The organism is Gemmatimonadota bacterium (assembly GCA_009838645.1).
Classification (GTDB): domain Bacteria; phylum JAAXHH01; class JAAXHH01; order JAAXHH01; family JAAXHH01; genus JAAXHH01.
In genome coordinates this window covers 1-26537 of sequence record VXRC01000008.1, presented here as the reverse complement: position 1 = coordinate 26537, position 26537 = coordinate 1, and the positions used below count along the sequence as shown (strand labels likewise).

At 60.7% G+C, this 26537-nt stretch carries 22 protein-coding genes; 7 read left to right on the top strand and 15 right to left on the bottom strand.

The window, feature by feature from the left end; translation table 11 throughout:
* Positions 1 to 19 precede the first annotated feature (19 nt).
* The 3 genes from F4Y38_03080 to hisB are packed head-to-tail and all read right to left on the bottom strand — an operon-like array spanning position 20 to position 3255.
* Positions 20 to 1564, bottom strand: a complete 1545-nt coding sequence (locus F4Y38_03080) for a sodium:calcium symporter (protein ID MXY48265.1) — start codon at positions 1562 to 1564, stop codon at positions 20 to 22.
* Positions 1565 to 1610: 46 nt separating this feature from the next.
* Positions 1611 to 2654 (bottom strand): D-TA family PLP-dependent enzyme, encoded by a 1044-nt coding sequence (locus F4Y38_03075; protein MXY48264.1) that lies wholly within the window; start codon positions 2652 to 2654, stop codon positions 1611 to 1613.
* A gap of 13 nt (positions 2655 to 2667) precedes the next feature.
* Positions 2668 to 3255 (bottom strand): imidazoleglycerol-phosphate dehydratase HisB, encoded by a 588-nt coding sequence (gene hisB, locus F4Y38_03070; protein MXY48263.1) that lies wholly within the window; start codon positions 3253 to 3255, stop codon positions 2668 to 2670.
* 282 nt (positions 3256 to 3537) lie between these two features.
* On the opposite strand from hisB, the gene F4Y38_03065 reads away from it, so the two are divergent.
* A complete protein-coding gene (locus tag F4Y38_03065) occupies positions 3538 to 4020 on the top strand; it encodes a hypothetical protein (protein MXY48262.1) in 483 nt (160 codons plus the stop codon).
* Between the two features lie 22 nt (positions 4021 to 4042).
* Here the strand turns inward: F4Y38_03065 and F4Y38_03060 are convergent, their stop codons facing one another.
* Both F4Y38_03060 and F4Y38_03055 read right to left on the bottom strand, forming a co-directional pair.
* Positions 4043 to 4612, bottom strand: a complete 570-nt coding sequence (locus tag F4Y38_03060) for an isoprenylcysteine carboxylmethyltransferase family protein (GenBank protein MXY48261.1) — start codon at positions 4610 to 4612, stop codon at positions 4043 to 4045.
* A 97-nt stretch (positions 4613 to 4709) separates the two neighbouring features.
* The gene (locus F4Y38_03055; GenBank protein ID MXY48260.1) at positions 4710 to 5696 is read right to left on the bottom strand and encodes a Gfo/Idh/MocA family oxidoreductase; all 987 of its coding nucleotides are present in this window, start codon (positions 5694 to 5696) and stop codon (positions 4710 to 4712) included.
* Positions 5697 to 5992: 296 nt separating this feature from the next.
* Here F4Y38_03055 and lnt point away from each other — a divergent pair, with 296 nt between their 5' ends.
* Complete coding sequence (lnt, locus tag F4Y38_03050) at positions 5993 to 7591, top strand: apolipoprotein N-acyltransferase (GenBank protein ID MXY48259.1); 1599 nt, start codon at positions 5993 to 5995, stop codon at positions 7589 to 7591.
* A gap of 108 nt (positions 7592 to 7699) precedes the next feature.
* Here lnt and xerD read toward each other — a convergent pair whose 3' ends face one another.
* Positions 7700 to 8584, bottom strand: a complete 885-nt coding sequence (gene xerD, locus F4Y38_03045; GenBank protein MXY48258.1) for a site-specific tyrosine recombinase XerD — start codon at positions 8582 to 8584, stop codon at positions 7700 to 7702.
* A gap of 111 nt (positions 8585 to 8695) precedes the next feature.
* A complete protein-coding gene (locus tag F4Y38_03040; GenBank protein MXY48257.1) occupies positions 8696 to 9706 on the bottom strand; it encodes a TIM barrel protein in 1011 nt (336 codons plus the stop codon).
* Positions 9707 to 9815: 109 nt separating this feature from the next.
* On the opposite strand from F4Y38_03040, the gene F4Y38_03035 reads away from it, so the two are divergent.
* Complete coding sequence (locus F4Y38_03035) at positions 9816 to 13004, top strand: TonB-dependent receptor (GenBank protein ID MXY48256.1); 3189 nt, start codon at positions 9816 to 9818, stop codon at positions 13002 to 13004.
* 144 nt (positions 13005 to 13148) lie between these two features.
* Positions 13149 to 14015, top strand: coding sequence for a fumarylacetoacetate hydrolase family protein (locus tag F4Y38_03030; GenBank protein ID MXY48255.1), 867 nt, complete (start codon positions 13149 to 13151; stop codon positions 14013 to 14015).
* A 36-nt stretch (positions 14016 to 14051) separates the two neighbouring features.
* Here the strand turns inward: F4Y38_03030 and F4Y38_03025 are convergent, their stop codons facing one another.
* From F4Y38_03025 to F4Y38_03000, 6 genes are all read right to left on the bottom strand, one after another.
* Positions 14052 to 16469: a hypothetical protein gene (locus F4Y38_03025; GenBank protein ID MXY48254.1), complete on the bottom strand. Its 2418-nt coding sequence runs from the start codon at positions 16467 to 16469 to the stop codon at positions 14052 to 14054.
* A gap of 376 nt (positions 16470 to 16845) precedes the next feature.
* On the bottom strand, positions 16846 to 17124 hold the full coding sequence (locus F4Y38_03020) for an antitoxin (GenBank protein MXY48253.1): 279 nt from the start codon (positions 17122 to 17124) through the stop codon (positions 16846 to 16848).
* Positions 17118 to 17399, bottom strand: a complete 282-nt coding sequence (locus tag F4Y38_03015; protein MXY48252.1) for a toxin — start codon at positions 17397 to 17399, stop codon at positions 17118 to 17120. The genes F4Y38_03020 and F4Y38_03015 overlap by 7 nt, the downstream gene beginning before the upstream one ends.
* A 141-nt stretch (positions 17400 to 17540) precedes the next feature.
* Entirely contained in the window at positions 17541 to 18317 is a 777-nt protein-coding gene (locus F4Y38_03010; GenBank protein ID MXY48251.1) for a phytanoyl-CoA dioxygenase family protein, read from the bottom strand.
* A 10-nt stretch (positions 18318 to 18327) separates the two neighbouring features.
* Entirely contained in the window at positions 18328 to 19614 is a 1287-nt protein-coding gene (locus F4Y38_03005) for a mandelate racemase/muconate lactonizing enzyme family protein (protein ID MXY48250.1), read from the bottom strand.
* Positions 19615 to 19687: 73 nt separating this feature from the next.
* Positions 19688 to 20614 carry a phytanoyl-CoA dioxygenase family protein gene (locus F4Y38_03000; GenBank protein MXY48249.1) on the bottom strand — a complete coding sequence of 309 codons (927 nt, stop codon included), beginning with the start codon at positions 20612 to 20614 and terminating at the stop codon, positions 19688 to 19690.
* A gap of 301 nt (positions 20615 to 20915) precedes the next feature.
* Between F4Y38_03000 and F4Y38_02995 the strand changes: the two genes are divergently transcribed.
* Together F4Y38_02995 and F4Y38_02990 are read left to right on the top strand one after the other, a co-directional pair.
* On the top strand, positions 20916 to 22148 hold the full coding sequence (locus F4Y38_02995; protein ID MXY48248.1) for an ATP-binding protein: 1233 nt from the start codon (positions 20916 to 20918) through the stop codon (positions 22146 to 22148).
* A 27-nt stretch (positions 22149 to 22175) separates the two neighbouring features.
* The gene (locus F4Y38_02990) at positions 22176 to 24821 is read left to right on the top strand and encodes a tetratricopeptide repeat protein (protein ID MXY48247.1); all 2646 of its coding nucleotides are present in this window, start codon (positions 22176 to 22178) and stop codon (positions 24819 to 24821) included.
* Between the two features lie 45 nt (positions 24822 to 24866).
* Here F4Y38_02990 and F4Y38_02985 read toward each other — a convergent pair whose 3' ends face one another.
* Both F4Y38_02985 and F4Y38_02980 read right to left on the bottom strand, forming a co-directional pair.
* Positions 24867 to 25067, bottom strand: coding sequence for a type II toxin-antitoxin system VapB family antitoxin (locus F4Y38_02985; protein ID MXY48246.1), 201 nt, complete (start codon positions 25065 to 25067; stop codon positions 24867 to 24869).
* An 83-nt stretch (positions 25068 to 25150) separates the two neighbouring features.
* Positions 25151 to 26248, bottom strand: a complete 1098-nt coding sequence (locus F4Y38_02980; protein MXY48245.1) for a phytanoyl-CoA dioxygenase family protein — start codon at positions 26246 to 26248, stop codon at positions 25151 to 25153.
* Between the two features lie 41 nt (positions 26249 to 26289).
* On the opposite strand from F4Y38_02980, the gene F4Y38_02975 reads away from it, so the two are divergent.
* Positions 26290 to 26511: a hypothetical protein gene (locus F4Y38_02975; GenBank protein ID MXY48244.1), complete on the top strand. Its 222-nt coding sequence runs from the start codon at positions 26290 to 26292 to the stop codon at positions 26509 to 26511.
* The last annotated feature ends 26 nt before the right edge of the window (positions 26512 to 26537 follow it).

Below are 26537 nucleotides of genomic sequence, written 5' to 3'. Positions count from 1 at the left end.
CAATACCACGATTTCGATCTCATTTCCAGTTCTTCGAAACGCGCCGCACCTGGAACACGCCCACGAGGATCAGCGCCACGATGATACCGCGCGTTATCAGCAGATACGGGATGTCCACCGGGTCGACGTTGCGTAGCAGGAGAATGTCGAAACCGGCCTGATAGGTCCACACGACCAGCAGGACCGCCAGCGAGGCCGGCGTGACGTACTTGATCATGTAGTAGAATATCCGCGGTATCCGGATGGCCGCGCCTTCGTTGATCTCCTCCCAGGCCTTGTCCATGCCGAAGATCCAGGCGAAGATGATGATCTCGAAGAAGGAGAAGACCACCAGGCCCACGGTCCCGATCCAGAAATCCAGTTCGTTGATGACGCCGTGCTCGATATTGAAGACGATGAAGTTGCCGAAGAGGAACAGGCAGGAGATGACGAATATGGCGGCCTTCTTGCGCGGCCACCCCATCTCATCCTGCAGGAAGGCCATGGGCGGCTGCGTCAGGGCCACCGTCGAGGTAATCCCCGCGAAGAACAGCAGGCCGAACCACAGCGTCCCGATGAACTGGCCCAGGGGCAGTTGCTGGAAGATCAGGGGCATGGACTGGAACCCCAGGTCGTACGCGCCGCCCGTCGCGATCGCCTCGGTGGCGGTGACGCCGAAGAAGGCCACGGCGACCGGGATCGCGATGGAGCTTCCGAGCACCACCTCGGCGAAACCGTTGCTCATGGAAGTGGTCAGGCCGGTGAGGGCGACGTCCTGACGGGCGCGGACGTAACTCGCGTAGCACTGCATGCTGCCGATGCCGATGCCGAGGGAGAAGAAGATCTGTCCCGCTGCCGCGAGCCACACGCCGCCTTCGGTAAGACGGCTGAGGTCCGGGTTCCAGATCCAGGCGAAACCGGCCATGACGCTGCGATCGGGAAAGGCCGGATCGGGCGTACCCAGCGTCAGTACCCGGGCCACCAGCACGATGGCAAAGATCAACAGCATGGGCATGGCGAACTTGGCCAGGGTCTCGATGCCCCGTACCACGCCCCGGCTCAGCACCCAGAAGACGATGCCCAGGTTGATGAGGAAGAAGATGTAGGCGGTGGCGACACTGCTGAAGTAGGCACTCTCGGTGACACCCTGAAAGCTGCTCAGGAACGCGCCCATCTCCGCCTGGGAGGTAATGCCGAAGTACTGGCCGGTCAGGGAGAAGAAGCTGTAGGCCAGGGTCCACGACTGCACGTAGGAGTAGTACAGGGCGAAGGCGACCGGCGCCGCGATGCCGAGCACGCCGATGTACTTGGCCGCCGGGTGTTTCCACAGCCGGTACAGGATGCCCGGGGTGGTGCCGTGGCCATGCTTGCCGCCGAACCGCCCCACGCTCCATTCCACCCACATCATGGGGATGCCCACGACCAGGAACGCGACGAAATAGGGGATCATGAAGGCGCCGCCGCCATTGGCGGCCGCCTGTACGGGAAACCGAAGGAAATTACCCAGGCCGATGGCGTTGCCAGCCATGGCCATAATCAGCCCCAGGCGGCTCTTCCAGACTTCCCTTACTCCATTGACGGACATCCGGTACTCCTTCCAGACGGACAGTGTTTATCCGGTCGGACCGTGATTATTTGACCCGGCCCCGGCCGGCCACGGGCCAGATGACTTCCACCTGGTCGCCCCGTACGCCGTTGAGCTCGTCGTGCAGGTTGAGGGCCATTTCCTGGTGCAGGGGGATGACCGAAACGCGCTCGCCGACCCTGAACCGGTGCGTGCAGTGAGATACGTCCACGTGGCCGTGTTCCACGGACATGCCGTAGATCTGCGCCTCGGGATGTTCGATGATGTGGCCGTAGGGTGTGGGCGGATAGCTCGCGAAGGTCTTCATGCCGCCGTCGATGATGATGCGGTCCGGGGTCGGTGCGCTCACCACGGTGCAGATCATGCGGCAGGGGCAGCGTTGGGGATCTAGCATGGCGGAAGTGCTGAGACGCTCCATGCCCTCCCAGATGTAGGAACCGCTACGGGTCTCGGTGCAGCCCATGGCTTTGGAGTTTTCTTCGCCGCCGGTGCCGCCCCCGCTGATGATCTCGACAGGGATGCCCTTCCCGGTGATCCGTTCTATCGTTTCCGCCAGGAAATCCCTGGCCTCGGGATGGCTGGGGAAGATCATGACGCCTTTGAAAACGAGGCCGCGCAGGTCCGTGATACGTTCGGCCAGCGTCGCTGCCGCTTCGGGCGACTGCACGCCGCAACGCTGCGTGCCCGTATCCAGCTCGATGATCACGTTGACCCGGCAGCCGTCTTTTTCGGCCTGGTCCGAAATGCCCCGTGCCGTGATCTCGTCATCGACGGCCACGATGATCTCGGTCCGTTTGGCGACACGCGTCAGACGTTCCACCTTGCGGGGACCGACGATGTTGTAGGGGATCAGGATGTTCTCGATGCCGGCGGCGGCCATGACTTCGGCCTCGCCGAGTTTCTGGCAGCAGATACCGATCGCGCCGGCCTTGACCTGCCAGTGGGCGATTTCCGGGATTTTATGGCTCTTCGTGTGGCATCGAAGACCGATGTCGAGATTCCGGCAATGTTCCGCCATGGACGCGATGTTGCGCTCCATCAGGTCCAGGTCGGCCACGTAGGCAGGAGTGTCCAGCTCGTCGATGTGCATGGTTATCCGTTGGCTAGAGACTGCCCTTGGTGGACGGTACGCCGGATACGCGGTCGTCTATGGCCACGGCCTGGCGCAGCGCCCTGGCCGCCGCCTTGAAGACCGCCTCGACCTGGTGATGGGCGTTCACGCCGGAGAGCAACGCGACGTGCAGGGTGACGCGACCGTGATGCACGAGGGCTCCGAAGAACTCCCGCACCATTTCCGTGCTGAAATCGCCGACCGAGGAACGCGAGAAATCGGCGTCGAACTCCAGGTGGGCGCGGCCGCTTACGTCGAAGACGGCCCGGGCCAGCGCTTCGTCCAGGGGTGCGTAGGCGTGGCCGAACCGCGTAATGCCCGATCCATCGCCGATCGCCCGGGCGATGGCCTGGCCCAGGCAGATCCCCACGTCTTCCACCGTGTGATGATCGTCGATATGCAAATCGCCGGTACAGGCGAGATCGAGGTTGAACCCGCCGTGCTTGACGAAGCTGCCCAGCATGTGGTCGAAGAAACCGATGCCGGTTTCTCCGGCGAGTCGACCTTCGCCCTCGAGGGTCAGGGCCAGTTCGATGCGGGTTTCCAGGGTTTCGCGCGTTACCGTGGCGGTGCGAGGCACGTATACCTCAATGCGATGGCGAGTCGCCGAAAGTCGTTCAATCGATTGGCGTCAGGTTCGACCTGTTACAGTAGACGCGGGGATCGTGATTGTCAAGAGGTTCCGGCCTGCGAATCGCCGTGCATCCAGCCGTACGTTCCGGCCTGCGTACCGCCGTGCTTTCGGGCCCCGGCGAAGCTTCATCCGATCCCAACGTTTTTCTTTTTGAACATATGTGCATCCGCCCCGGTGAGAGGTGGGAAACGGATGCCAATGTACACGTTCGCTACACGGGAACGATCCATGAAAAGAGAACACGGACTATCTAGCATTTCGCGGTTTCTTCAGCGCAACCCGGCCTGGTCCCAGGTGGTATGCGTCGTCGGTGTCGCCTTGCTGATCATCCTCGGTCCCATCCTGCTCTACGGACTGCTGTTCCAGTCCGGTCCGGACTCGGCGCGTATGCTGTCCAACGTACCCTGGTGGCCGGTCGTCCTCCTCGTGGCCCTCGTCGCCTTGCTCAGCCTGCTGCACGGGACCACGGGCGTAAGCGTACAGAAGCAACCAGACAGGCGGAAAAGCGCTGGTGCCGCTGCCGATTCACCTGAACTGTCCGCACCTTCGAAGCCGCCCGAGCCGCCCGCACCTTCTGAGCCGACGGCACCTCCGACGCCAACAGGGCCGTCCGGTCCGCCCGGGCCGTCCGGGCAGAACGGCGATCCTCTTCAGTGCACGATGCACGAACGGTCTCTGAACGGCATGAGCCGCGTGGAAACGAACCCGTAATACCCGCCTGGTCCGATCCGGACTAGCCCCAGTACCAGCGCACAGCGATGGCGGCCGCAACCACGGCCGTGGACTGAAAGGTGCGTCTTTCGCTGCGCAGGGCGGCGCCGAAATCATAAGGCGCCGGTTTCCCCGCGGTGTATTCGGTGAATCGGGGGAGGAAACGCGGTACCGACGCGAGGTATGCTTCGTATTGTGCGCCGAAGGTTTTCCGCAGGCTTTCCTCCTCCAGCGATACGATGAGCCCGTACTGTATTCCGAAAGCGGTCACGAAGATCCCGATCATGTAAGGCATCCAGGCCCAGGCCATGACGCACAGGCCGAGACTCAGCACGAAGTTGCCGACATACAGCGGATTGCGTACCCGCCCATAGGGCCCGTTGGTGATGAGCGCCGGTGCTCCGACGTGGCGGGTGCGGGTGGCGGAGCCCGCGTAACCCACCGCCCACAGGCGTATGGATTCCCCGATCAACACCAGCAGCCCCCCGGAAATGAACGTCATCGGGCCGGGTTCGGCCATGATCAGGACCGCGATCAGGAGCGGGATGGGTGTATAGCTTCGGGCCGCGAAGACCGCGGCGCGGATATCCATGCTGGAGCTGGGCCTCCTTGTTATTACTCGTCCGGTCTGCCGGCCGGTGCGGGCTTCGCTTCCTCTATGCGCGAAGATGCCGAGCGGCCTGTCGGCCTTACCGGCTGTTGGTTTCGATCTGTTCGATGACCGCCAGGGAGACGCGAAGGGCCTCCCGGCCGTCGAAACCGGTCACCGGCGCCGGCGCATCGCCGCGCACCGCCGCGACGAAGGAGGCGAGTTCGGATTCGAGCGGCTCGCTCCGGTCCTTCGAGGTCTTCTGCCGCGTGATATGGCGGACCCGTCCATCGCCGGTGTTGATCGGGATCTTCAATCCCCGTGCTCCGGCCCGTCCGGGATCGTCGACCAACCGGTAAATCTCGCTTTCGCCCGCCAGGAAGTCCATCGAAACGTAATGATCGCGCTGAAAGATCCGCATTTTGCGCATTTTCTTGAGCGAAATGCGGCTGGCCGTGACGTTGGCCACGCACCCATCGGCGAATCGCATTCGGGCGTTGGCGATGTCCACCTGGTCGGAAATCACGGCGACGCCCGTGGCGTCCACGGACGCCAGGTCCGACTGGACGAGACGCAGGATGAGATCGATGTCGTGGATCATGAGGTCGTGGACGACGGAGACGTCCGTGCCCCTGGGGTCGAAGGAGGCCAGGCGATGCGCTTCGATGAACCCGGGGGAAATGTCCATGCCGTCGAGGGCCCGGTAGGCACCGTTGAACCGCTCGATGTGTCCGACTTGAAGCACGAGGTTCCGGGACTCCGACAGATCGATCAGCCGGTCGGCTTCCGGTACGGTCGCGGTGATCGGTTTCTCCACGAAGGTGTGCAGGCCCTCCGCAAGAGTGTACGACGCCACCTCGCAATGTGCGGTGGTGGGCACGACCACGGTGGCCGCGTCGGCTTCTTCCGCGACGCGTGACAGGCTTTCGAGCGCAGTCGTGCCGTAGCGGCGGGCAACCTCTTCCGCTCTTTTCTCGCGAACGTCGTACACGCCGGCAAGCCTTACGCCGGGCATGCCCGCCAGCACCCGGGCGTGTGCTTCACCGAGCCGTCCGACGCCGATTACGGCCATTCGCAAGGCGTCCAAGCGCAGAGACTCCCTGTTATCCTGCCTGTTGTCTGTCAACCTGACAGCTGAAATATGGTCGATCCGGTGCCTGCCGCCGGAAAAGCCGGCAAGGTCTTCACGGCAGCGGTTGGGTCCGGCCGGGAAACACCGGCCGGGAGACGGCTGAAAATGTAGATGCCGGTACGGCGCACGGTCAACCTATTTGGCGCCGGCATACCGGCTTTGTGCCACTTCTTTAAGTTGACAGCCTACCGGAATGCGTGTTGATTTCAGTCACGTAAAACGACCCGTGAATCCCACATGAGACGACCTCCATGGTCCTGCTGCAGCGCCTCCACGTCACAACGCCCATCGCCGGGCTCGGGCTCGCCCTTTGCTCCGCCCTGTTCATCTACCTGAGCATACCCGATTTCGACTGGTGGCCCCTGGCCTGGGTCGCTTTCGTGCCGGTCATGGTCGCGTTGCACGACGCCGGTCGAAACGGGTCCTCGACCAGGGTGGCTTTGATCGCCCTGGTTTTCGCCTTCGTTTCAGGCGTCGCCAAGGTGTACTGGATCCGGGAAACGGTCATGAATTACGGCGGCCTGAACCTGGCGCTGGGCCTGGTCAGCATGGCAGGCGTGGCCTTCGTCGTCGCCCTGTACGCCTTCATTTTCGGTCTGTATGCGGCGCGGGCCGACTGGAAGTCCCCCCTTTTCCCGTTGTTCGCGGCTGCCCTGTGGACGGCGCTGGAATACATCCAGACCTATGTTTTCACGGGGTTCCCCTGGGAACTGCTGGGTTACTCGCAGTACCTGGTCCTTCCCGTCATTCAGATTTCGAACTACACGGGCGTGTACGGTGTGAGCTTCCTGGTCATGCTGTTGAACGCGACGCTGGCCATGGTCTTCATCGCCCTTCGCGAACGCACCGCCTGGCGCGCGCCGGTGTTCGCCATGGCGCTGTCCTGGCTGGCCCTGATCGGCGCGACGGGGTACGGCTGGTGGTCGATTTCGCAGGCCCGCGCCCTGGAGCGGATGACCCCACCGGTGAAGGTGGCTGTCGTCCAGGGCAGCAAGGAACAGGGCATAAAGTGGTCGAAGGAGGAGGTCCAGCGGACCGTGGATGTCTATAGGGATCTGACGCGGTCGATACTGCCCCGGGATCCGGAGTTCATCGTGTTCCCAGAGACGGCGATGACCTTCTGGCTGGAGAGCCCGGCTTATGAAGAGTACAACGAACAGGTGCATGCGTTGGCCGAGGAGGCGGGGGTTCCGCTGCTTACCGGCGCGCTGGGCTACCGGCCCGGTGAAGAAGACATCTACAACAGTGCCTTCCTGCTCCTGCCCGAACGGGGGATCGTGAGTTCCTACAGCAAAATGCACCTGGTGCCCTTCGGCGAGTATCTCCCTTTTCCTAGTCTGTTTTCCTTTCTTTCCGGATTGACCGGCGCGATCGGAGACCTCACGCCCGGGGACGAACTGACCGTGATGCCGCTCACCGGGCAGGATATGCGTGTCGGCACGGTCATCTGCTACGAATCCATTTTCCCGGATCTGGTCCGTAGATTCCCGCTGAACGGCGCCGACGTGCTCGTGGTCATGACCAACGATGCCTGGTTCGGGACCTCATCGGCGCCCGCCCAGCATTTCTCCATGGCGGTGCTGCGCGCCGTGGAAAACGGCACGCCGATCATCCGCGCGGCGAACACGGGGATATCGGGATTCATCTCCGCCACAGGCGCCGTCTATGGCGCCACGCCCATGCTGGTCGCCACGACCACCGTCGAAAACGTGCATCCGTACCGGGGCGGGCTTACGTTCTACACCCGTTACGGCGACGTGTTCGCCCTCCTCTGCTGCTTGCTGGCCGTCGTCGCGGCGGCCCTGGCGGGCAGCAGGACCGTCATCCTCCTCAGGCGCCAATCGAAATGACCGACTGGCGGGCCGGCCACACTGACCGGACTGATCGATCCGGGCGTACTGATCAGGTTTTCGCGGTTGACCGGGCCGTCCGGACCGACCAGAATGCGCAGCCGCCCTTCACCCCCGCGGATGGTACCGGGTGTATACGTCCTTGAGGTATTCGCGGTCCACGTTGGTATAGATCTGCGTCGTGGCGATGTCCACGTGGCCCAGCATTTCCTGGACGGCGCGCAGATCGGCGCCCCCCTCCAGGAGATGGGTGGCGAAGGAATGGCGCAGGGTGTGGGGACTGACTTTCTTCTCGAACCCGGCCAGTTCCACGTAGGTATCCATGATCTTCCACAGGCCCATGCGGGACAGCCGGCCTCCGCGGGCGTTCAGGAAGAGCAGTTCGCCGCTCTTCGATGAGGCCAGGGCGGGGCGTACTTTATGCAGGTAGTTGCGGATCACGTTGATCGCCTGGCGGCCCACGGGGACCAGGCGTTCTTTGCCGCCCTTCCCGAAGATGCGCGCCAGCCCGGTTTCGAAGAGGAGATCGGGCCGCCTGAAATCCAGCAGTTCGGACGCGCGCAGGCCGGTGGCGTACATGAACTCGAGGATCGCCCGGTCGCGCAGGCCCAGCGACGTCGTGTGATCGGGTTGTTCGAGCAAGGTCCTGATTTCCTCCCGGCTCAGGACGACCGGGAGGCGGCGGGGCTGCTTGGGCACCCGGACGTGCTCGGTGGGATCGGCGGTGGCCAGCCCCTCGCCGATGAGGAATCGGTGGAAGATCCGTACCGCCGAGACGTGCCGCGCGATGCTCGAAGGCGCAAGCCCGCGCCGGCGCAGGTACGCGATGAATCCCTGGACGTCCTGGCGCGTGGCGTCCGAAAAGGCAGCGATCCCCCGCCGGTCGAGGTGGTTCTTGTAGGAGGTCAGGTCGCGGCGGTACGCCTCGTGGCTGTTCGGCGACAGACCCCGTTCGATGAGCAGGTGGGTGAGGAAATCGTTCAGTTCATTCATGACGCGCGCCGGTCCTTCCCAGGGCAAGGCCGGGAACGAGGCATCTCGCTTGCGCGGTCATACAAGTCCTGCCGGCCCGTGCAACTTAGCAGCCGCACTCCGCCCGTGCACTTACGCGGCGGCGCACTCCGCTCTCGCCCGGTCCGCATGCGCCTTCATGTAGGCGATCGAGTAGGCATAGCCGATCCGGCCGTCTCCCGCCATCTCTGGAATGTGATCGGGGATCATGACTCCGTAGAAACCGGATTCCTCCAGGACCCGCGCGGCCTGGTACATGTCGAAGTAGCCATTGTCGATGAAAGTCTCCACGAAATGGGGCAGGGGCTGGTCCACGTTCCGGTAGTGGACCTTGAAGACCTTGCCCTGATCGCCGAAATGGCGCAGCGCGTCCTCCACACCCTTGCCCATCAACGATCCGCCCTCTAGCCAGCATCCGATGCAGAAGCAGAGCCCCACGTTCGGGCTGTCGGCGATTTCCATAGCCCGGTAGTATCCGTCGAAACTGCTGAAGATACATCGCGGGATGCCGCCGAGCTCCGGCTGGGGAGGATCGTCCGGATGGATGCCGATCCGGACGCCCGCTTCCTCCGCGACCGGCGCGACTTCCCCGATGAAATGGGCGAAATTGTCCCAGATTTCGTCTTCGCTGTACACCCGGTCATGGGTCAGCGGCATCCTGAACAACCGGCCGCCCCAGTGGCCCTCTTCGGCCTTTGCCAGGTCGAATCCCCGGGCCGGCGCGCCACCGCGGGTCGTCTCCCGCTCCGTGCTCCAGATCCCGTTCCCCATGTGGGCGTACGTCGTATAGGGAATGCCCGCCCTGCCGAGGTCGCGGATGTACCGCTTGTACTGTTCCACCTTCGCGTCCCGGTTCGGCAGGTTGAGCACGATGGCGTCCTGGTTGTGCACGTCGCTGTTCCCGAACCCGTAGATCTTGATGCCGGCTTCCTCGTAGATCTCCCGGCGGCTCATGAAATAGTCGTAGTTGGCGTGTTCGCCGTCCGTCCAGAGACAGACGTATTCAATGCCCAGTTGCCGGGCGAATTGCAGGTCCTCCTGCGAAGGTTCGGGAGACATCTGTCCCGCAATCTTGAGACCGGGTTCTATTTCCATGAGCGCCATGGCAGGCTCCTAAATGAAAGTTTCCGTTTCGTTTTCGTACTTGAAGGGTATTATATTCGACGTTCCTGAAATTGTGAAACGATTTATCGCAAAAAAGAGGTTACGGTCCATGCGTTTCCTGAACCGGACTATCCTGTCCCTCGTCCTGATCCTGCCGGCCCTTATCCCCGTCCTGATCCAGCCGGTCCCGGTTTACGCACAGGGCATTACGACCGCGACCCTCTACGGCAGGATTCTGGATGACACCGGCGCACCGCTTCCCGACGCCACCGTGGTCGCCCTGCATGAGCCCACGGGCGTCTCCGCCGGCATCTTCTCCCGTGCCGACGGACGGTACAACATCGCGGGCTTGAGGACCGGCGGCCCGTACGAGATCAGGGTCAGCTACATCGGCTACCGCACCGCCGTCCGGCAGGACATTTTGCTGACCATGGGCCAGAGCCTGCGGGCGGATTTCCGGCTGAACAGGGACCTCATCGAGGCGGGGGAAATCACCGTAACGGCCCATCGGGACGAGGTGCTCAATGCGTCGAACACCGGTACCGAGACCCATGTTTCGGCGATCGAGATCGCCCGGCTGCCCTCGATCGCGCGGAGCATCCAGGACTACACACGACTGGCGCCCGAGGCGGCGTCGAAGGCGGGCGGGCAGAGCATCGCGGGCAAGAACAACCGCCTGAACAACTTCCAGGTGGACGGCGCGGTGCTGAACGACGCCTTCGGCCTGACGGGCGAGGGGCTGCCCACGGGCCAGGTGGACGCCCAGCCGATCAGCCTGGACGCCATAGAGGAATTCCAGGTACAGGTGGCGCCCTTTGACGTGCGCTCCGGCGGTTTCGCGGGAGGACTCATCAACGCGGTGACGCGTAGCGGAACGAACCGCTTCCGGGGTTCTTTGTACTGGTTCGGCCGGAACGAATCCCTGGTGGGCGACCTGGACGGGGACGAATTCGGGGACTTTACCGACTACCAGCTCGGATTCAGGCTCGGCGGCCCGGTATCCAGGAACCGGGCGTTCTTCTTCGTCAATGGAGAGCTGCGGCGCCGTTCGAGTCCGTCGAGCGCGGGCCCTGCAGACTCGGGCCAGCCCATCCGCTTCGGGGCGGGCTCGGCCGATCTGCAGCGGATCGTGGACATCGCCCGCGAGAGGTACGGTTACGACGCCGGCGGTTACGACCCTTTCTCGCAGGATACGCGAAACGAAAAGATCTTCGCGCGACTGGACGTCAACCTGTCACCCGGGCACCGTCTCACCCTGCGCCACAACCTGGTGAACGGCGACCTGGACGACGGGCTGAGCCGGGGACGCACCCTCTTCACGCTGACCAGCAACCAGTTCAAGCGCGACAACGTCACCCAGTCGTCGGTCGTGCAGCTCAACAGCACCTTCTCCGGCAGCCTGGCCAATGAAGCGCGCATATCCTACAGCCGCGTGCGGGACAAGCGGTCGCCGCTGTCCGCTTCCTTTCCCCAGGTCCGGATCGATCTCGAGGAACCGGGCGGCGCGTTCCTCGGCGAGGTCCGGCTCGGCGTGGAGCGGTTCTCCCAGGCCAACACGCTGGATCAGGACACCTTCGAGTTCACCAACGACCTCCACCTGTTCAGGGCGGATCACACCATAACGATCGGCACCCACAACGAGTTCGTCTCCTTCGACAACCTGTTCATACAGGACTACTACGGGGCCTACGAGTTCGACAGTATCGAGGCTTTCGAGCAAGGCACGCCTGTCCGTTACCTCCTGAGCCGTTCCAGCGTGCCCGGCGTCGAACAGCCACGCGCCGCTTGGGACTACGTGCAGCTGGGTTTCTACGCCCAGGACGCCTGGAGAGTCAGTCCGCGGTTCAGCCTGAACTTCGGACTGCGGGCCGACGTGCCGATCCTGCCGGTCGAGCCGCTGGCCAACGACCGTTTCGCCCGCCAGTTCGCCGGCCACCGGACGGACCGGACACCGGGCGGCCAGGTGCTCTGGTCTCCCCGTTTCGGGTTCAATATCGACGCCGGAGGAGACCGCGGGACCCAGATCCGCGGCGGCGCCGGCGTCTTCGCGGGACTGCCGCCGGCCGTCTGGCTTTCCAACGCCTACAGCAACACCGGTGTGGACTTCACCCGCATCGATCTCGCCACCTTCCGCGACCAGGACGTCCCTGCGTTCGTTGCCGATCCCTTTGCGCAACCGCTGCCGCTGGACGGGGGTCTCTCCGCGCCGCAGACCACGGAGGTCAACGTCATCGATCCGGCGTTCCGGCTGCCCCGGGTCTTCCGCACCAACCTCGCCCTCGATCGTCGGCTGCCCCTGGACCTGGTCGGTACCGTGGAAGTCCTGCTGGCCCGGAACCTCGACGACGTCCGGTTCCGCAACCTCAACATCGGGGACGCCGGCAGGCCGACCGGTTTGACGCCGGACGGACGGCCCGATTACGGCGGCCGAAAGGTCAGCGGAGATTTCACCAACGTCATCCTCCTAGAGAACACGGACAGGGGCCGCCAGTTCAACCTGACGCTGCGGCTGCGCAAGGGACAGAATACCGCTTTCCTCCCCGGACTCTTCGGAAGCGTGGCGTACGTGTTCCAGGACGCGGAGGACATCAACAGTGGGCGGTCGAGCCGCGCCATCTCCAACTGGCAGTACAACGAGACCGACGACCCCAACGGCGAGACGACCGCCACGTCCGATTTCGAGGTCCGGCACCGGGTCCTGGCCAGCGGTTCCTGGAAGTTCGAGATCGGCCAGGGGCTCGCCACGACGGTCTCCGTCTTCTACGAAGGCAGCGCGGGAGATCCGTACAGTTACATGTATGCCGACGACGTGAACGGAGACGGCATCCGGGGCAACGACCTCGCTTACATCCCCGCGAGCAAGGGCGACTTGAGCGCGGAGGTCACCGACGACGAATGGCGGGCGATCGACGCCTTCATCGATTCCGACCCCACGCTGCGCGCGGCCCGAGGCGGCATCGTCCGGCGCAACGCGAGCCGTTCGCCGTGGCGGAACCGGCTGGACCTGCGCCTGATACAGCAACTGCCCTCCGTACGGAACCAGCACTTCGAATTGACGCTGGACGTGCTGAACCTGGCCAACCTGATCAACAGCGAATGGGGACAAAGCCGCTACGTGCGGTTTGACGCCGCGAGCCTGTTCAATTTCGACGGGTACGACGAACAGGGCAGGCCGGACTTGGACCTCCGGGTCCGGGACGCCAACGAAGACGGAAGGGTCGACCGCGAAGACGTGTTCCAGACCACCAACCTCTCATCCCGCTGGCAGGTCCAGGCCGGGGTGCGGTATACGTTTTAATGGAGTTGACGGAACACCGGGTCCGGTTATATTAATTCGGCCATTTCAAGACCAAAACGTTGTTTAATGAACGCAGAAGTTATGGACGCGGTGTTTTATGAACGCGATACTTCTGTACGCCATTTCAAATGAGATTGCGCATTCATCCGCAGACGGGAGGACGATGTGAAGCTGGCATACTACGACGATTACACCCTGGGCGTCATCGAGAACGACGCAATCATCGATGTTTCCGCCGCCGTTTCAAGTGCCGGAGCGTCCAACCCCCAGGGGCAGATAGAAGCGGTCATCAGCGGCTGGGACACCTATGGCGCCCGAATCGCCGAGGCCGCGCGGGGACAGGCCGGAACGCCCCTCTCCTCGGTCAGCTTGAGGGCGCCGTTACCGCGACCGGGACAACTGCTCTGCCTCGCGGGGAACTACATCGAGCCGGATCACCCCACGAAGGAGACCTTCAACGCTTTCCTTAAATCCAACACGTCCGTCATGGGCCAGGATGCGGTCGTGGAACTGCCCGACACGGATGCCTCGGTCTTCCACTTCGAGCCCGAACTCGCGATCGTCATCGGCAAGCGAGCGAGCAAGCTCAGTGCGGACAAGGCCCTGAACCACATTTTCGGTTACACCCAGTTCATAGACGTCTCGGCCCGCGGCCTGCCCGGCGGATTCTTCCTCGGCAAGAGCTGGCACACCTTCGGCCCGATGGGCCCGGCGCTGGTCACGGCGGACGAAGTAGGCGACGCCAACGACCTGCCCGCGAAGATGTGGATCAACGGAAACCTCAAGCACGACTTCTCCACCGGCGAGATGGCCCGGCACATCCCCGAACTCCTGGCCGAAGTGACCGCCGTGGTCACCCTCGAGCCCGGCGATGTCGTCTCGACAGGCACGCACCACTACGCCCTCAGTCCCGTGCAGGACGGCGACAGTCTGCGCCTGAGTATCGACAGGCTGGGACCCGCGCTGACCATCACCTGTGCGGATGATAAGAAGAGGACGTGGGAGCGGTAGGGGTGGCGGGAAGGTTCAGCGCGGGCACTTCCACACTCACCGGTAGTAGCGCCAATCGTAACCCAGGCCGACCTGGAGTTCGAACTTGACGGCCGCCCGGTCGATGTCGCTGTCCCGGTGCAGGAAGATGTTCGCGTCGAGCGTGGCGGCAAGATCGTCCAGCAGGCGGAAACGCAGGTGGTTGAAGTGCTGGACGGACATGGTCTGGCGCCGCCCGGTGCCCCAGAAAACCCGGGCCTGCGACGACAGGGTATTGCCTGGAAGCAGGGATGTCCGGAACTCGGGCGCCACCTCGACGCCCACGACGTTCATCGCGGTGACCCGGTCTCTTTCCAGGGCAAGGCCGACCCGGACGTTCGCCTGGGAACCCAGTTCCGTCCTAAGGCCTCCCTTGAACCGAAACACGACGGGGTGCTTCTGTCCTTCGTCACCCGTCCATACCGTGTTGACGTCCAGTCCGACGAATTGGGACAATGGCAAAGACGGCAGCGAGTAGAGCAGTTCGCCGTCGATCCGGTCCACGGCCTCCCGTTGGCTTCCGTTACTGTTCAGCCTGCCGTAGCCCGTCCTCAACAGGGCCGAAATCGATCCCACCGGGGTGTACCGGGTGGACTGATGTGCAACACGAACGAGCCAGGTCAGCGATTCCTCGCCGCTCAGGAACGGATCGCGGCTGTACTTGTCGGCAGGCCCCTCCAGCGTAGTCTGCGACAGGGAGCCGTTTAACCTCGTGCTGCCCTCCATCACACTTCGCGGCCCGCGCCGGATGCCCTCCCATCGGTCAAGGGTTTCGTTGCCCCGTACATGAGCCATCACCAGTTCCCTCAGTCCGATGCGTGTACCGTAATCGCGCAAAATGCGGAAATCCCTGGCCTCCCGGATCAGGGCCGGGTCCGCGAGGATCATCGGGACGGCCACCACGTACGTCCTGCCCTGATTCAGCGGCTGTCCGTCAACGGCGCCGGTCTCCACATCGTACCCCGCGAAGACCACGTCGTGTGCCCGCGGCAGCCTGCCGGTCCATGCCCGCAACTGCCGTCCCGACACGGAAACGCGGACGAGCACGTCGTTGTCGCGGACCAGCCGGGTAACCGTTCGCAAGCGGACCTCCCCGTCCAGACGTATGGGCCTGAGGGCGTGCCGGTCGACCGCGGCGACGTCGGCCGCCAGTTTCGTGCGCGTCAGGTCGGCGATCCAGGACCCGGTATCCTCGATGGGTTCACGGGTCCTCCCGATCCGGACGTCATAAATCATGCGCACGGTTTCCCTGTGCCTGGCGACGACCGCCGATACCGCGGAATCCAGCGGCGCGGACGACGGAACCGATCCCGTGACATCGAATAGCGCGGACGAAGGAACCGATGCCGTGGGACCGGATGGATCGGCTGAACCGGTCGCGGTCGCGAGGTTTGGAAGCAGGGACGTATCGGCGGGTACCAGGACCGGACTGAGACTGGAAATGGCCGTCATGCCGCCTTCCCGGCGGAAGGTGACTTCGAGCCTGCCCAAATGGGTCCCCCGTCCCGGTGTAGTAACCAGGTATCTGCCATCGACGAACCGGACCACATGCTCCGCCGGTCGCGGTTCGGGACCGGCAGCCGTGCCTCCCGCGATGAACAACTGTACCTGTGGAAAGGCCAATGCGAGGTCCCTTGCCTCGTTCATGTTCATGTTGACCAGCGCGATGCGTACATCCGCGCGGCCCGCGGGACCGGCCAGGAGTGATTCGAGCGACTCCCGTGGATCCTGGATATCCAGGGCTGCGGGATCCACAGATGAAAGATCGTCAGCCATCCGGGACGAGACGAGCCCCATGACGGCGATCTGCAATCCACTTCTTTGAGTCAGCAGAAACGGAGCGATGGCCTCATAGACCGGGTCGCCATTCCCGTCGACCGAGTCGCCAATCTCCAGGTTGGCGCCCAACAGTGGGAAGTCCGCCTGGTCTGCCCGGGACACGAGCGTGTCGGGTCCGTAGGCGAACTCGTGTCCGCCTACCACCATGGCGTCGTATCCCCCCATGTCCATAAGTTGAAACAACGTGCGGCAACCGTCCACGTCGCAGGCGGGCGTCGCGCCCATTGCGTTTCCACCGTCCAGGACCAGGGTCGAAGCGCCGCCGGCGCCAGCATCGGCACGGATCATCGACACGAGTGCGGCCAGGCCGCCTCGGTTCACTGCGTTTTCCCAACCCTGATTCTCCGCCAGATCCGCCTCGTCAAAGCCGTCCTCGGAGTAGATATTGCCCCGCAAATCGTTGGTGTGGAAAAGGGTAAGCCGATGCTCGGTCACCTGGGCGTCGGCCCGGATGTCGACCTGCGCGCTGGGCTGGACTTCGGTCTGAGCACTGGACCGGGCGTCGGATTGGGCGTTTGCTGCTGGCGGGGAATGTATCGCTGCTGCTACGAGGCACCACCACGCTGCCGCAGTGGCCATCAACAGGGTCTTTTTCATCGGTGAACTATCCTGGGGTCCCGTCCCATGAGTTCATCCACAGTGTTGACTGCGGTATCGACGACGTGATATCGACGACCACGTAATATAACGTTCGCAGGCAGCACCGCAACGTAGAGAATGTGGTTTTAGTAGCTTCCGTCATGTTTTATTGGTCCGGTTCGATAATGACCACATCAGAGAATCGTGACGGTGTATCTAACTACTAACTTACTACTAATAGATACTAAATTAGTAATAACGAATAGGAAATTGGCTGGCGAATAAGGACGGCCGGACGAGAGAAAGGCCGGACATGAAAATGCCTGGTTATTCACAGGTGACGGGAATCGGTGTTTAAGCTGGTCGAGGGTAAATGCGGACACAGCCCGTCACCCTACTTCTTCTCTGTAAGGCGTCCGGACAGGTATTTGTGGATGACGCTGGACAGCAGCGTCTGATAGGGTATCCCCTCTTCCCTGGCCCGCGCGTGTGCAAGATTGAAGTCACGCTCGGTCACCCGGAGATTCACCCGTTTGGTTTTATTGAACGTATTGCGAGCCGCCTGCCGGGCGGCCTTGATCTCCCGTTCGGCATCGGGGGCGGTGCGCAACTCGTCCCTTTCGAATCGATCAAGCACATCGCGCTCTTCTGCACTCAATTCGTCCTTCACGATTTCTGTCTCCTTCTGTAGTCCCTCGTTGCCTTCAGGCTGGGAATGATCGTCTTCAGAAAGTGAGTGCCGTCGGCCTGCTTCACGAAAGGCACGAGGTGAATGTATTTATCGATTTCCACGGCGTAGATTAACTGGTCCGGGTAGCTGTCCCGGTTTGGGTGTTCGAGCACGTCCACCAGACCGCCTTGTTCTATGGCAACGACAACGCGCTCGAACGAGATTCCCCGCTGTTCAATGAGCCGCCGGTTCTTTTCGGTGCTCCAGTCGAAGCCAATGTCCATACGTCAATTATCGTACAATGTATGCATTTTGTCAACAATTTCCACACACCCCAGCCGCAGGTTTTCATGGGTCGGGCGTTACATCCACAAAAGGATACCGAAGGATAAGGATATGGAAGAGACCGGTAATCATACTCACCCCTTCTCCACGAGATGCCTGCACAGCCGCTGGCCCCGCGTGGACAGCCGGTCGTAGTGCTCCCGCGGCAGAGACTTCTCTTCGACGGCCCGGTGCCAAGGCGCATGGTAGCCCACGCTCGTCATGGGCCGCTTCATTTCCGAATGGTTCGCCGTGCCTCCGTGCCAGCAGCGCACGTCGCGGATGACGGCCGTATTCGCCGGCGCGCAGAGATGGTTCGTGCGCATCCATTCCGGTTCCTCTTCGAGCGAAGGGATCGGCGCGCGGGACCGGTGGGTGCCGGGAATGAACCGGATGGCGCCGTTCTCCACGGTGAAGTCCACCATAGTGAAGTTGATGACGATGAACGGTGCCGGGACGTCCCGGTGGGTTACCCGGCCCAGGGGATCGTTGAAGAGGTCGGCGTTCCGATCGGAGTGCAGGTGCTGGATCTTCGCGCCGGGCAGGGAATAGTCGCCGCCCGCGCCCGTGCAGGTATAGTCGTCGCTCCTCCAGATCGCGTCTATAATCGGCAGGATCGTGGGCAGGTCGATCAGGATGCACCATTCCCAGTTGTGCATCTGGCTGCCGAAGGAGTGGCGCGCGTAGCCCCGGTTCATTTTCTCGCGCCCGAACTCGGCTTCCTGCTCCGCCATCACGCGCTCGGCGCCCGACCGGATAAGGGCGAACTGCTCCTCGTCCAGGGGATTCGCGACGCAGACGAAGCCGTCCCGGTGGAAAATCGCGGCGGTCCGCTCGATCTCGTTCGCTTCAAGTAGGTCGACCTTTAACATGGTTCCGCCATTAGTACGCCTTGCTGATCCGGTATCCAGGATGCCCCGGGTCGAAGAGGTCCGGCCGCAGGCGGGTACCCAGGCCCGGCCCCTCCGGCGGTCGCGCAAAGCCGTGATCCACGACGATGTTGGGCTCGATGAGCAGATCGTAGAAGGTCCTGATGTGAGCCCGGACGGACTCCTGGATGACGACGTTGGGCACGGCCGTGGCGACGTGGATACCGGCGAACAGCGTAAGCGGTCCCGTACAGTCATGCATGGCCGCCGGGATGTTGTAGCCCTGGGCCATCTCGGCCAGCCGCCGCGTCTCGCTGATGCCGCCCACCCAGGTGGGATCGACCATGAGGTAGTCGGCGGCGTTTCTCTCCAGCACGTGGCGGTAGTCCTCCCTGCTGATGTACATTTCGCTGACCGCCAGAGGCACGCCCGACTTTTCGCGGAAGTCCCTGAGCGTGTCCACGTTGTCCAGGCGCATAACGTCCTCGAGCCACATCGGGTTCAGGTCCCGCACGGCCTCGGCGATGCGCAGGGCGGCGGGAAGCTGAAAGAATCCGTGTCCGTCCAGAAGGATCTCGATCCGGTCGCCCACGCGCTTGCGCACCTCCTCCAGGGGCTTGACGCATTCCCGGACCGTGGACATGGGCAGATAGCTTGAGCCGTGGGCCCGGTAGGCGCGGTCGAAGGTCCAGAACTTCATGCCCGTGTAGCCTTCCGCCACCAGTTCCTCCGCCAGGTCGCCCGCGGCGTGGTGGGCGGCCCAGTTGTCTTCCAGCGGACCGGGTTTACCGATGTCGCCGTGGCCAGGCCAGCCCTGCTCGGAAGGCGCAACCGGCGGACGGCGCCCATACGTCGGACCGCCGCAGCTGTTATAGACCCGGACAGTCTCACGGGCCTTTCCGCCCAGCAGTTGCCAGACGGGAAGTCCGCTCGCCTGTCCCAGAAGGTCCCAGAGGGCCAGGTCGACGGCACTGAGGGCCCGCATCTCGGCGCCCCGCGAGCCAAACGCGCTGAACCGTTCGTAGAAGAATCGCCAGTGGTGTTCGATGGACAGGGGGTCGCTGCCCAGCAACCGGCGGGCCAGCCAGTCATGGATGACGGCGGCCACCGCCTGGGGGACGTAGTAGGTCTCACCGTGACCGACAGCGCCCGCGTCGGTGTGGATCCGCAGCAGGATCAACCCCGGCATGATATCGTCGGGAATGAGGGTCTCCACGGCAGTGATCTTCAGGTCGGAACTACGCGGGACGGCAGCGGGGTGTGGCGGGACGGCGTCCAGGCCTCCGGGGATTTCGGTCATCTACGACTCCTGATTGCACCGGCCATCAACCCGGTGGGACGCGCCACTGGTCGACACGTTTCGTCGAGCCTGTTTACACCGACCGGTTGTCCAGCGAGTAGGTTCGGTTCCCATCGCCCCCCAGTTGCCACGTACCGCGAAAGAGGGACTGCCGCTTTGGAGGCATCTTGTCGATGATCTCGTGGTCGAGGTTGAGCCGGTGCCACTGCGCCCAGATCGAGTTGTAGCAGTTGAACACCGCGCAGCGCCGGTTGTCCGGATTGGTCCAGTCGTTCGCCGCGTGGATGAGGCTCTCGGTGAAGACCAGCATCGACCCCGGCGGACAACTGTAATCCTCCATGGCGGCATAGAGACTTTCCTCCCATGGTGAATCGCTGATGTTGGGTCGGTACCGGTCCGGGCCACCATAATTGAAATGGGCCTTGTGCGATCCGCTCAGAAAGGAAGTGCCGCCGTATCCTGCCTTGACCTCCTCCAGTTCCCAGACCACCCGGGTGAGTCCCGCGAAGATCTTGCCGCCCTGCACCTGGTAGCGCATGGCGTTGGCCTGCTGGGGAGGACGCACGACATGGGGCAACCCGGTGCCCTTGACGGTCGATTCCCAGCCGGGTTCCCTCACCATGAGGAAGGAGTTTTCACAGCGGAAACCGTAGTGGTCGTCCCCCACGAAGGGCGGCTCGGTCAGGATCTCATTGAGAATGCCCACCACGGCCGGGTGATCGAGCAGATCGGCCAACTTGCCGTGGTAACCCCTTTTAAAACCGCTGTTCTTGCCCTTGTTGTCCGGCTCAACTGCGGCATACACCTCGGCCTTCATTTCCTCGACCTCGGTCTCCGTCAGTACGGAGGGCACGAGGATCCAGCCCTTCAGGTCGAAGAAGAACTTCAGCTCATCGGTCATGGGGGCGGGGGTGGGGCTGGAAGTGGTGGAATTCTCGACGGCCATTGCCGACGCGTCCCCTTTGTCTGTGTCGGTATCCGTGGCTTGCTCGGTAGACATTGTGCCTCCGATCGTTCAGTCCGTGCGACAAACACTTTGGCTTGATCGACTATACAATATACGATGCGAATTGGGGTGCACGATGATGTTTAGCAATGCCCGATTCTCTGTCGGATGTCAAGGTCAAACTCTCCGGTGGTCTATATCATGGAATCACCTCCACGCAAAATCTGTAAGCATAAACTCAGTCAATCTGCAATAATTTCAACAAATCTGTTGACAACAAAATTGTTGACTAATATCTTGATCGGAGAAACTACACGAATCCCAGTCGGCTAAATCACAAAAAACAGGAGTTAAAATGAAATCTGTTACCGGTCCATGGGTGAGTGGTGAAGACTTTTTTGATCGAGAAAACGAACTACGCATACTCGATCAGCGAGTGCGGAATGGAAACCACGTGTTGCTGACAGGTCAGCGTCGTATGGGCAAGACCAGTATCGCACGGGAACTGGGGCGTCGACTTGAGGCAGACGGATGGGTGTTTCTGTTTGCTGACGTCGAAGGTGCGACTGGCCCGGAAGATGTGATCTCGGATATTGCGGAAGCGGTACACCCGATTCGTTCGATCTCATCACGATTTGCACGAACGATGCAGCGATGGTTCACCGAGAGTTTTGACGAAATCGGTGCTTTTGATTTCCGGCTGAGAGTACGGGCCGGTTTGAGCGAAAAGAACTGGAAGGAACATGGCGGCGGTTTACTTCGATACTGTGCTGCTCATGCAAACCCGGTATTCCTTGTCGTCGATGAAATGCCGATTTTTCTCAAACGAATGCTCCATGCAGAGGGAGGCCGGCAGAAAGTCGACGAGTTTCTGAGTTGGCTGCGAGGAGTGCTGCAACACTTTAGTGGAGGATCGCTAGTACTCATGGTATCCGGTAGTATTGGACTGACTCCACTCGTACGTCGACTCGGCATACCTGATCGCATTAACTATCTCGACCCATTTAGATTAGGCCCATGGAGCCGTGAAGCCACCATCGAGTGTCTGTTTCGACTCGCCGACAATTCGACACTTAAGATCGATTCGGATGTTGCAGAAGCTGTTTATGAGCGACTCGGAATAGGGATTCCGCATCAAGTCCAGTCGTTTTTCGCCAGGCTGACCGATCACGCACTCTTACAGGGCAAAAACCAGGTGTCTGTTTTGGATGTGGAAGTCGTATATAAAAACGTACTTCTAGGACCAGCCGGACAAAACGATCTTATTCACTATGAAACGCGCCTGAAGGATGCTTTGGGCGATGATCAGGACCACACCATTGCTATGGAAGTACTGGCAGAAACATCCACGAAGGAAGTCCTGACTCCCGAAGTACAACGAATACTCGGCAACCTATACTTACCGCTAGTAGATGACGCACCTGATCGCATCTCGGAGGTCCTCGACATACTCGAACATGACGGTTACCTGGAGTCACGCGAAGCAGGCTACCAATTTCCATCGTGCCTGCTGAAGGACTGGTGGGCCGCGCGGTTTGGTCATCATCACGTTCCTATCGAGCTACGTGGCCAGGTCCGCGATGGGTGAGGGAACACTAGGAATGAGGTGACCGCGATGAGTGAAGAAACAGCCAAGAGTCCGGCCCAGGCCCGTACGATACGAAAGTTTAATCCAGGGACATTTCAGTCCGATGAAGAGGTAATCAGACAGTTCGTGGTACGACAACCTGAACTGGGGATCGTGACTGATGTGCTGCGCGGGAATATCGAAACGCCTGCTTGTCAGCACGTTCTTCTTATTGCACCCCGAGGCAGAGGCAAGACCATGCTGTTAGCCCGTGTCGCCGCGGAGCTGCGTGCTGACAATGAACTGTCCCGGAGCATGCTGCCAGTGCGATTCATGGAAGAAAGTCACGAGGTATTCGACATCGCCGACTTCTGGCTTGAAACGCTCTTCTATCTTTCAAAAGAGATCGCGCGTACTGATCAGGACCTCTCCCGGGAGTTACTGGCCACCCATGCCGATCTGGCCGGTCAATGGCGGGGCGAATTCCTGGCGGAACGGGCTAAAGTCACGGTTCTAGATGCGTCGGATCGTTTGGGCCGAAAACTCGTTCTCATGATCGAGAACATGCAGACATTGTGTGATGCCGTGGACGACAACTTCGGCTGGCAGTTGCGAGAGACGTTGCAGACTGAACCTCAGATCATCCTGCTTTGTACTGCCACCAAGCGTTTTGAGCGGTTGGATGACGTACGGGAACCCTTCTTCGAACTGTTCCGGATACTTGACCTGAATCCGTTGGATACCGAAGCTTGCCAAAGGCTGTGGCAGGTAATCAGCGGCGATGGTGTGTCTGAACGCCGCATTCGCCCGCTACAGATTCTTACTGGAGGAAGCCCACGCCTGCTTGTCATCGTCGCGGAGTTCGCCGGACATCGCTCGTTGCGTAAATTGATGGAAGAACTGGTGGGGCTCGTAGACGATCATACCGAGTATTTCCGCAGTCATCTCGAAGCACTGGCACAAACGGAGCGACGCGTCTATCTGGCCACGATTGATCTATGGCAGCCTTCAAGTACCAGCGAGATCGCGGCACGAGCACGTATGGATGTTCGCAGTGTTTCCAGCCTTCTTGGCAGACTGATCGACCGTGAAATGGTAATGGGTCATGGAACAGGTAGGAAGCGCTTGTACTCCGCCGCGGAGAGACTATACAGCATTTACTACAAAATCAGACGTGAACAAGGTGAAGCAGCCATCGTGCAATACCTGATAAGGTTTATGGCGGTGTTTTACACCAAACAAGAACTTGCGACACTGGCCGAAGGATTTAGAACAGAAGCCATAGAATTTCCGGTTATTAGAGAGGGGTTGGATAAGGCAAGAACAGAAATCCCTCACCTTGACTATCTTTACAATAAAGCGATTTCTACTGTTGCAGAACCTGGTCCTTCTAATTTGGCATCTCAAGATTCTTCACTGTCCGGTCTTTCACAGCGACAGCAACTTTTATTTCGTGTCAGCCCCAAGTGGGCTGAAGGAAACCTGTTGTATCATCTGGGTAAATTTGATGATGCAATACCCATTTACGCTTCTATTGTTGAAGAATTTGGAAGCATAAAGATTCCAGACGTCGAAATCCTCGTCGCCTTAGCATCAATAGCCATCGGTCACATTTATGACCGAAAAGGAGAATACGAGGCTGCAATCGCATCATATGACGAAACAATAAAACAGTTTGGCGATAGCACCGAACCTAGAGTGCGTGTATGCGTTGCTACAACGATGCTCAACAAGAGCAGATCGGAAGGCAATCTCGGCGACCAGAACGCTGCGTTAGCAACGACAGAGGCAGTCGTCAGTCGCTACGTAAATATCGCGGACCCTCATATTCGGAAGGTAGTCGCCGAAGCTTTACTAAATGGCGGTATGCTTAAAAGGGAACTTGGTAGAAACGAGGAAGAGATTACTTCTTACGATGAGGTAGTCAATCGATATGGAAAAGATTCGGAAGATGGGATTATGACGGTTGTCGCCGAAGCGATGAACAACAAAGGTGTTTCACAAAACAAGAGTGGCGACTTCGAAGCAGCTGTTGACACGTTAGATTCCGTCATCGAGCGTTTCAGCGATAGCACGTCGACCGAACTCCAGTCGTCCGTTGCAAGAGCACTATTGAACAAGGGACTTGTACGTGGCGAACAAGGTCAGTATACGGAGGCAGTAACAACATTCAAATCCATAGTAAAACGTTTCGGCAAAGTTGAAAGGAAGGTCGTCCAAACACATGTCGTTAGAGCCTTAGTAGCCATGGCGTATTACCTAATCGACTTAAAAAAGTATGATGAAGCATTACTTACGTGTGACGATGCAGATAGACGACTTAAGGACGAGGAAAGCAAAAACACAACAGAAAAAACTATTACTTCCTGGATAAGAATTAAGTCGCTTTATCACAAGTCAGATGTGGATGCTTCTTCTACCTTGTTCAAGTCAATTTACAATGAATTCGATCCGGAAAACGACGACTCGATGGTCATGATGCAATCTGGTGTAGTTAGTATGGTTGCAGTCGGGACGTCTGAAAGAACCATCCTGGATGTTTTGGTGAGTGACGAACAGAAAGCAAAAACTCTAACACCATTAATTGCAGCTCTTAGGATACGCTTAGGTGAAAAAGTGCGTGCGCCGGTTGAGGTAATGGAGGTGGCAAGGGATATATTGCGTGAGATAGACGAAGAGTCAGTAAAGAAGTAATCATGGTACTTTTTCAAATGACACAGCAATAGACCGCGAACTTAGTCAACGTCGCATCCGCTCGCGCTTGTAGTTGTACACTTCATCCCAGTCGAAATTGCCGAACATATCGAGTAGCCGTTCCTGTTCCCGTCGCGCGATGAACTCCCTCAAGGCTTTGTTGACGGTCTCCTTTTTGGTTTTCTCCCCACCGACCTGGAGCGCTTTGTCAAGTAGTTCGGGGTCAATTGAAACGTATGTTGACACTGTGTGTGTTATCCTCCGCACATTAAATCACACTTATCTCAATTCATTGGAGATTCTGTACCTGGTTTACTCGATTCAGGTCCCTACGCAATCGCCTCATCAACGTCCCGCACCTCATCAGACCAATCCCTCCAGATATCCATGTTGGTTTGGTCCGTCATGAGCGAGTCCGGCAGGGATTCCGGCGTTTTTAGGAAGCCGTAGATGGTCGCCTGGCGGATGACGTCGGCCGACGTATTCTGTCCGGCGATGTGCAGGATTTTGGTGTGCCACAGGACCGCCGTGCCTGCGGGGCCGTGGCAATCGACGGGTTGGGTATCGCGCTTGATGCGCTGAATTACCGGATCGTTGTAGCCGGGCTTGCGTCCCGCCAGGTGTTCGTCCATATGCTTTGCGCCTTCGAGAAAGGCCTGCCACTGCGCGCGCCAGATCCGGCTGTGGCTTCCCGGCCAAACCGTGAAGCCGCCGGAGCCGGGCGGCAGGTCGTCGACATAGGCGGTAACCTGAAACCGGACGCGGCCGTAGCATGCGCCGTCGGTATGGGCGCCGCGGTAGTCCGGACCGGGAGACGGACTGCCCGGCAGGGTGCAGTACAGGCCGCGTGTCCCTTGCCCGGTGGACCACACCGGACCCGTCCTGGGCAGACGCAGCGCTTTTTCCGTGGTGAAGGATCCCTTCTCGGACCATCGCCCGGTCGCTTCGACCCCGTGGCTGGCCAGCCCGCCCACCACGTCGTCGGACATGAAGCACGGCCCCGTCGTCATGCCCGAGTCATCCGCTCCGGCCGGCCATACCACCGTGCCCTGGCCAAGCAATTGCTCGGCGACCTGCCAAAGGGCCCGGGGGGCCAGGTCGAGCATGAAGGGCTCTGCGCCGTTGCGGATATAGAAGCGGTGGCCTTCGGTGAAGAAATAGGGGTCACCGCCGATTTCGGGCCGCTTCGCCTTCAGTTGGCCGCTTACTTCGTCGTTGAAAGGCGCCCAGGTTGAGGGATCGGCACGCTTCATGGCAGGATGGTGCGTCTCCACCGCATCCCACAGCGCTTCCCTGGCCTGGCGGCAAAGTTCAGGATCGAGCACGCCGGGCAGCACGAGGAATCCGTCACGCTTGAATTGGGCGATTTGGCTACTGGTGAGGAGCGGAACTTGATTTATGCCCGGGTCCGCTGGCGTTGGTCGCATTAGGGTTTTACCTCCATATACTTCCGTTATCCTCCCGAATCGTGTTCTCCTCCGCCCTCACTGCCCTCACCATTCTCTCCGTGCTCGCCAGCGCCCTCGCCGCCTTCACCGCTTCCGCCGTGTTCTTCGTTCCCTTCTCCTACCGATCCGTGCTCACCTTCGCCGCCCCTCCCATGTTCTCCTCCACCCTCGCCGCCTTCGCCCCACCTCCCATGGTCGCCTCAACCATCGACCCCGTCACCCGCACAGCCAGGCGCGGCTGACCACACAAACGCTACACACGACCAAA

Excerpts from the sequence above, each read along its gene's own strand:
- F4Y38_03080 (MXY48265.1), bottom strand. The coding sequence starts at position 1,564 with ATGTCCGTCAATGGAGTAAGGGAAGTCTGGAAGAGCCGCCTGGGGCTG.
- F4Y38_03075 (MXY48264.1), bottom strand. The coding sequence starts at position 2,654 with ATGCACATCGACGAGCTGGACACTCCTGCCTACGTGGCCGACCTGGAC.
- F4Y38_03065 (MXY48262.1), top strand. The coding sequence starts at position 3,538 with ATGAAAAGAGAACACGGACTATCTAGCATTTCGCGGTTTCTTCAGCGC.
- F4Y38_03060 (MXY48261.1), bottom strand. The coding sequence starts at position 4,612 with ATGGATATCCGCGCCGCGGTCTTCGCGGCCCGAAGCTATACACCCATC.
- lnt (MXY48259.1), top strand. The coding sequence starts at position 5,993 with ATGGTCCTGCTGCAGCGCCTCCACGTCACAACGCCCATCGCCGGGCTC.
- xerD (MXY48258.1), bottom strand. The coding sequence starts at position 8,584 with ATGAATGAACTGAACGATTTCCTCACCCACCTGCTCATCGAACGGGGT.
- F4Y38_03040 (MXY48257.1), bottom strand. The coding sequence starts at position 9,706 with ATGGCGCTCATGGAAATAGAACCCGGTCTCAAGATTGCGGGACAGATG.
- F4Y38_03035 (MXY48256.1), top strand. The coding sequence starts at position 9,816 with ATGCGTTTCCTGAACCGGACTATCCTGTCCCTCGTCCTGATCCTGCCG.
- F4Y38_03025 (MXY48254.1), bottom strand. The coding sequence starts at position 16,469 with ATGAAAAAGACCCTGTTGATGGCCACTGCGGCAGCGTGGTGGTGCCTC.
- F4Y38_03010 (MXY48251.1), bottom strand. The coding sequence starts at position 18,317 with ATGTTAAAGGTCGACCTACTTGAAGCGAACGAGATCGAGCGGACCGCC.
- F4Y38_03005 (MXY48250.1), bottom strand. The coding sequence starts at position 19,614 with ATGACCGAAATCCCCGGAGGCCTGGACGCCGTCCCGCCACACCCCGCT.
- F4Y38_03000 (MXY48249.1), bottom strand. The coding sequence starts at position 20,614 with ATGTCTACCGAGCAAGCCACGGATACCGACACAGACAAAGGGGACGCG.
- F4Y38_02995 (MXY48248.1), top strand. The coding sequence starts at position 20,916 with ATGAAATCTGTTACCGGTCCATGGGTGAGTGGTGAAGACTTTTTTGAT.
- F4Y38_02990 (MXY48247.1), top strand. The coding sequence starts at position 22,176 with ATGAGTGAAGAAACAGCCAAGAGTCCGGCCCAGGCCCGTACGATACGA.
- F4Y38_02980 (MXY48245.1), bottom strand. The coding sequence starts at position 26,248 with ATGCGACCAACGCCAGCGGACCCGGGCATAAATCAAGTTCCGCTCCTC.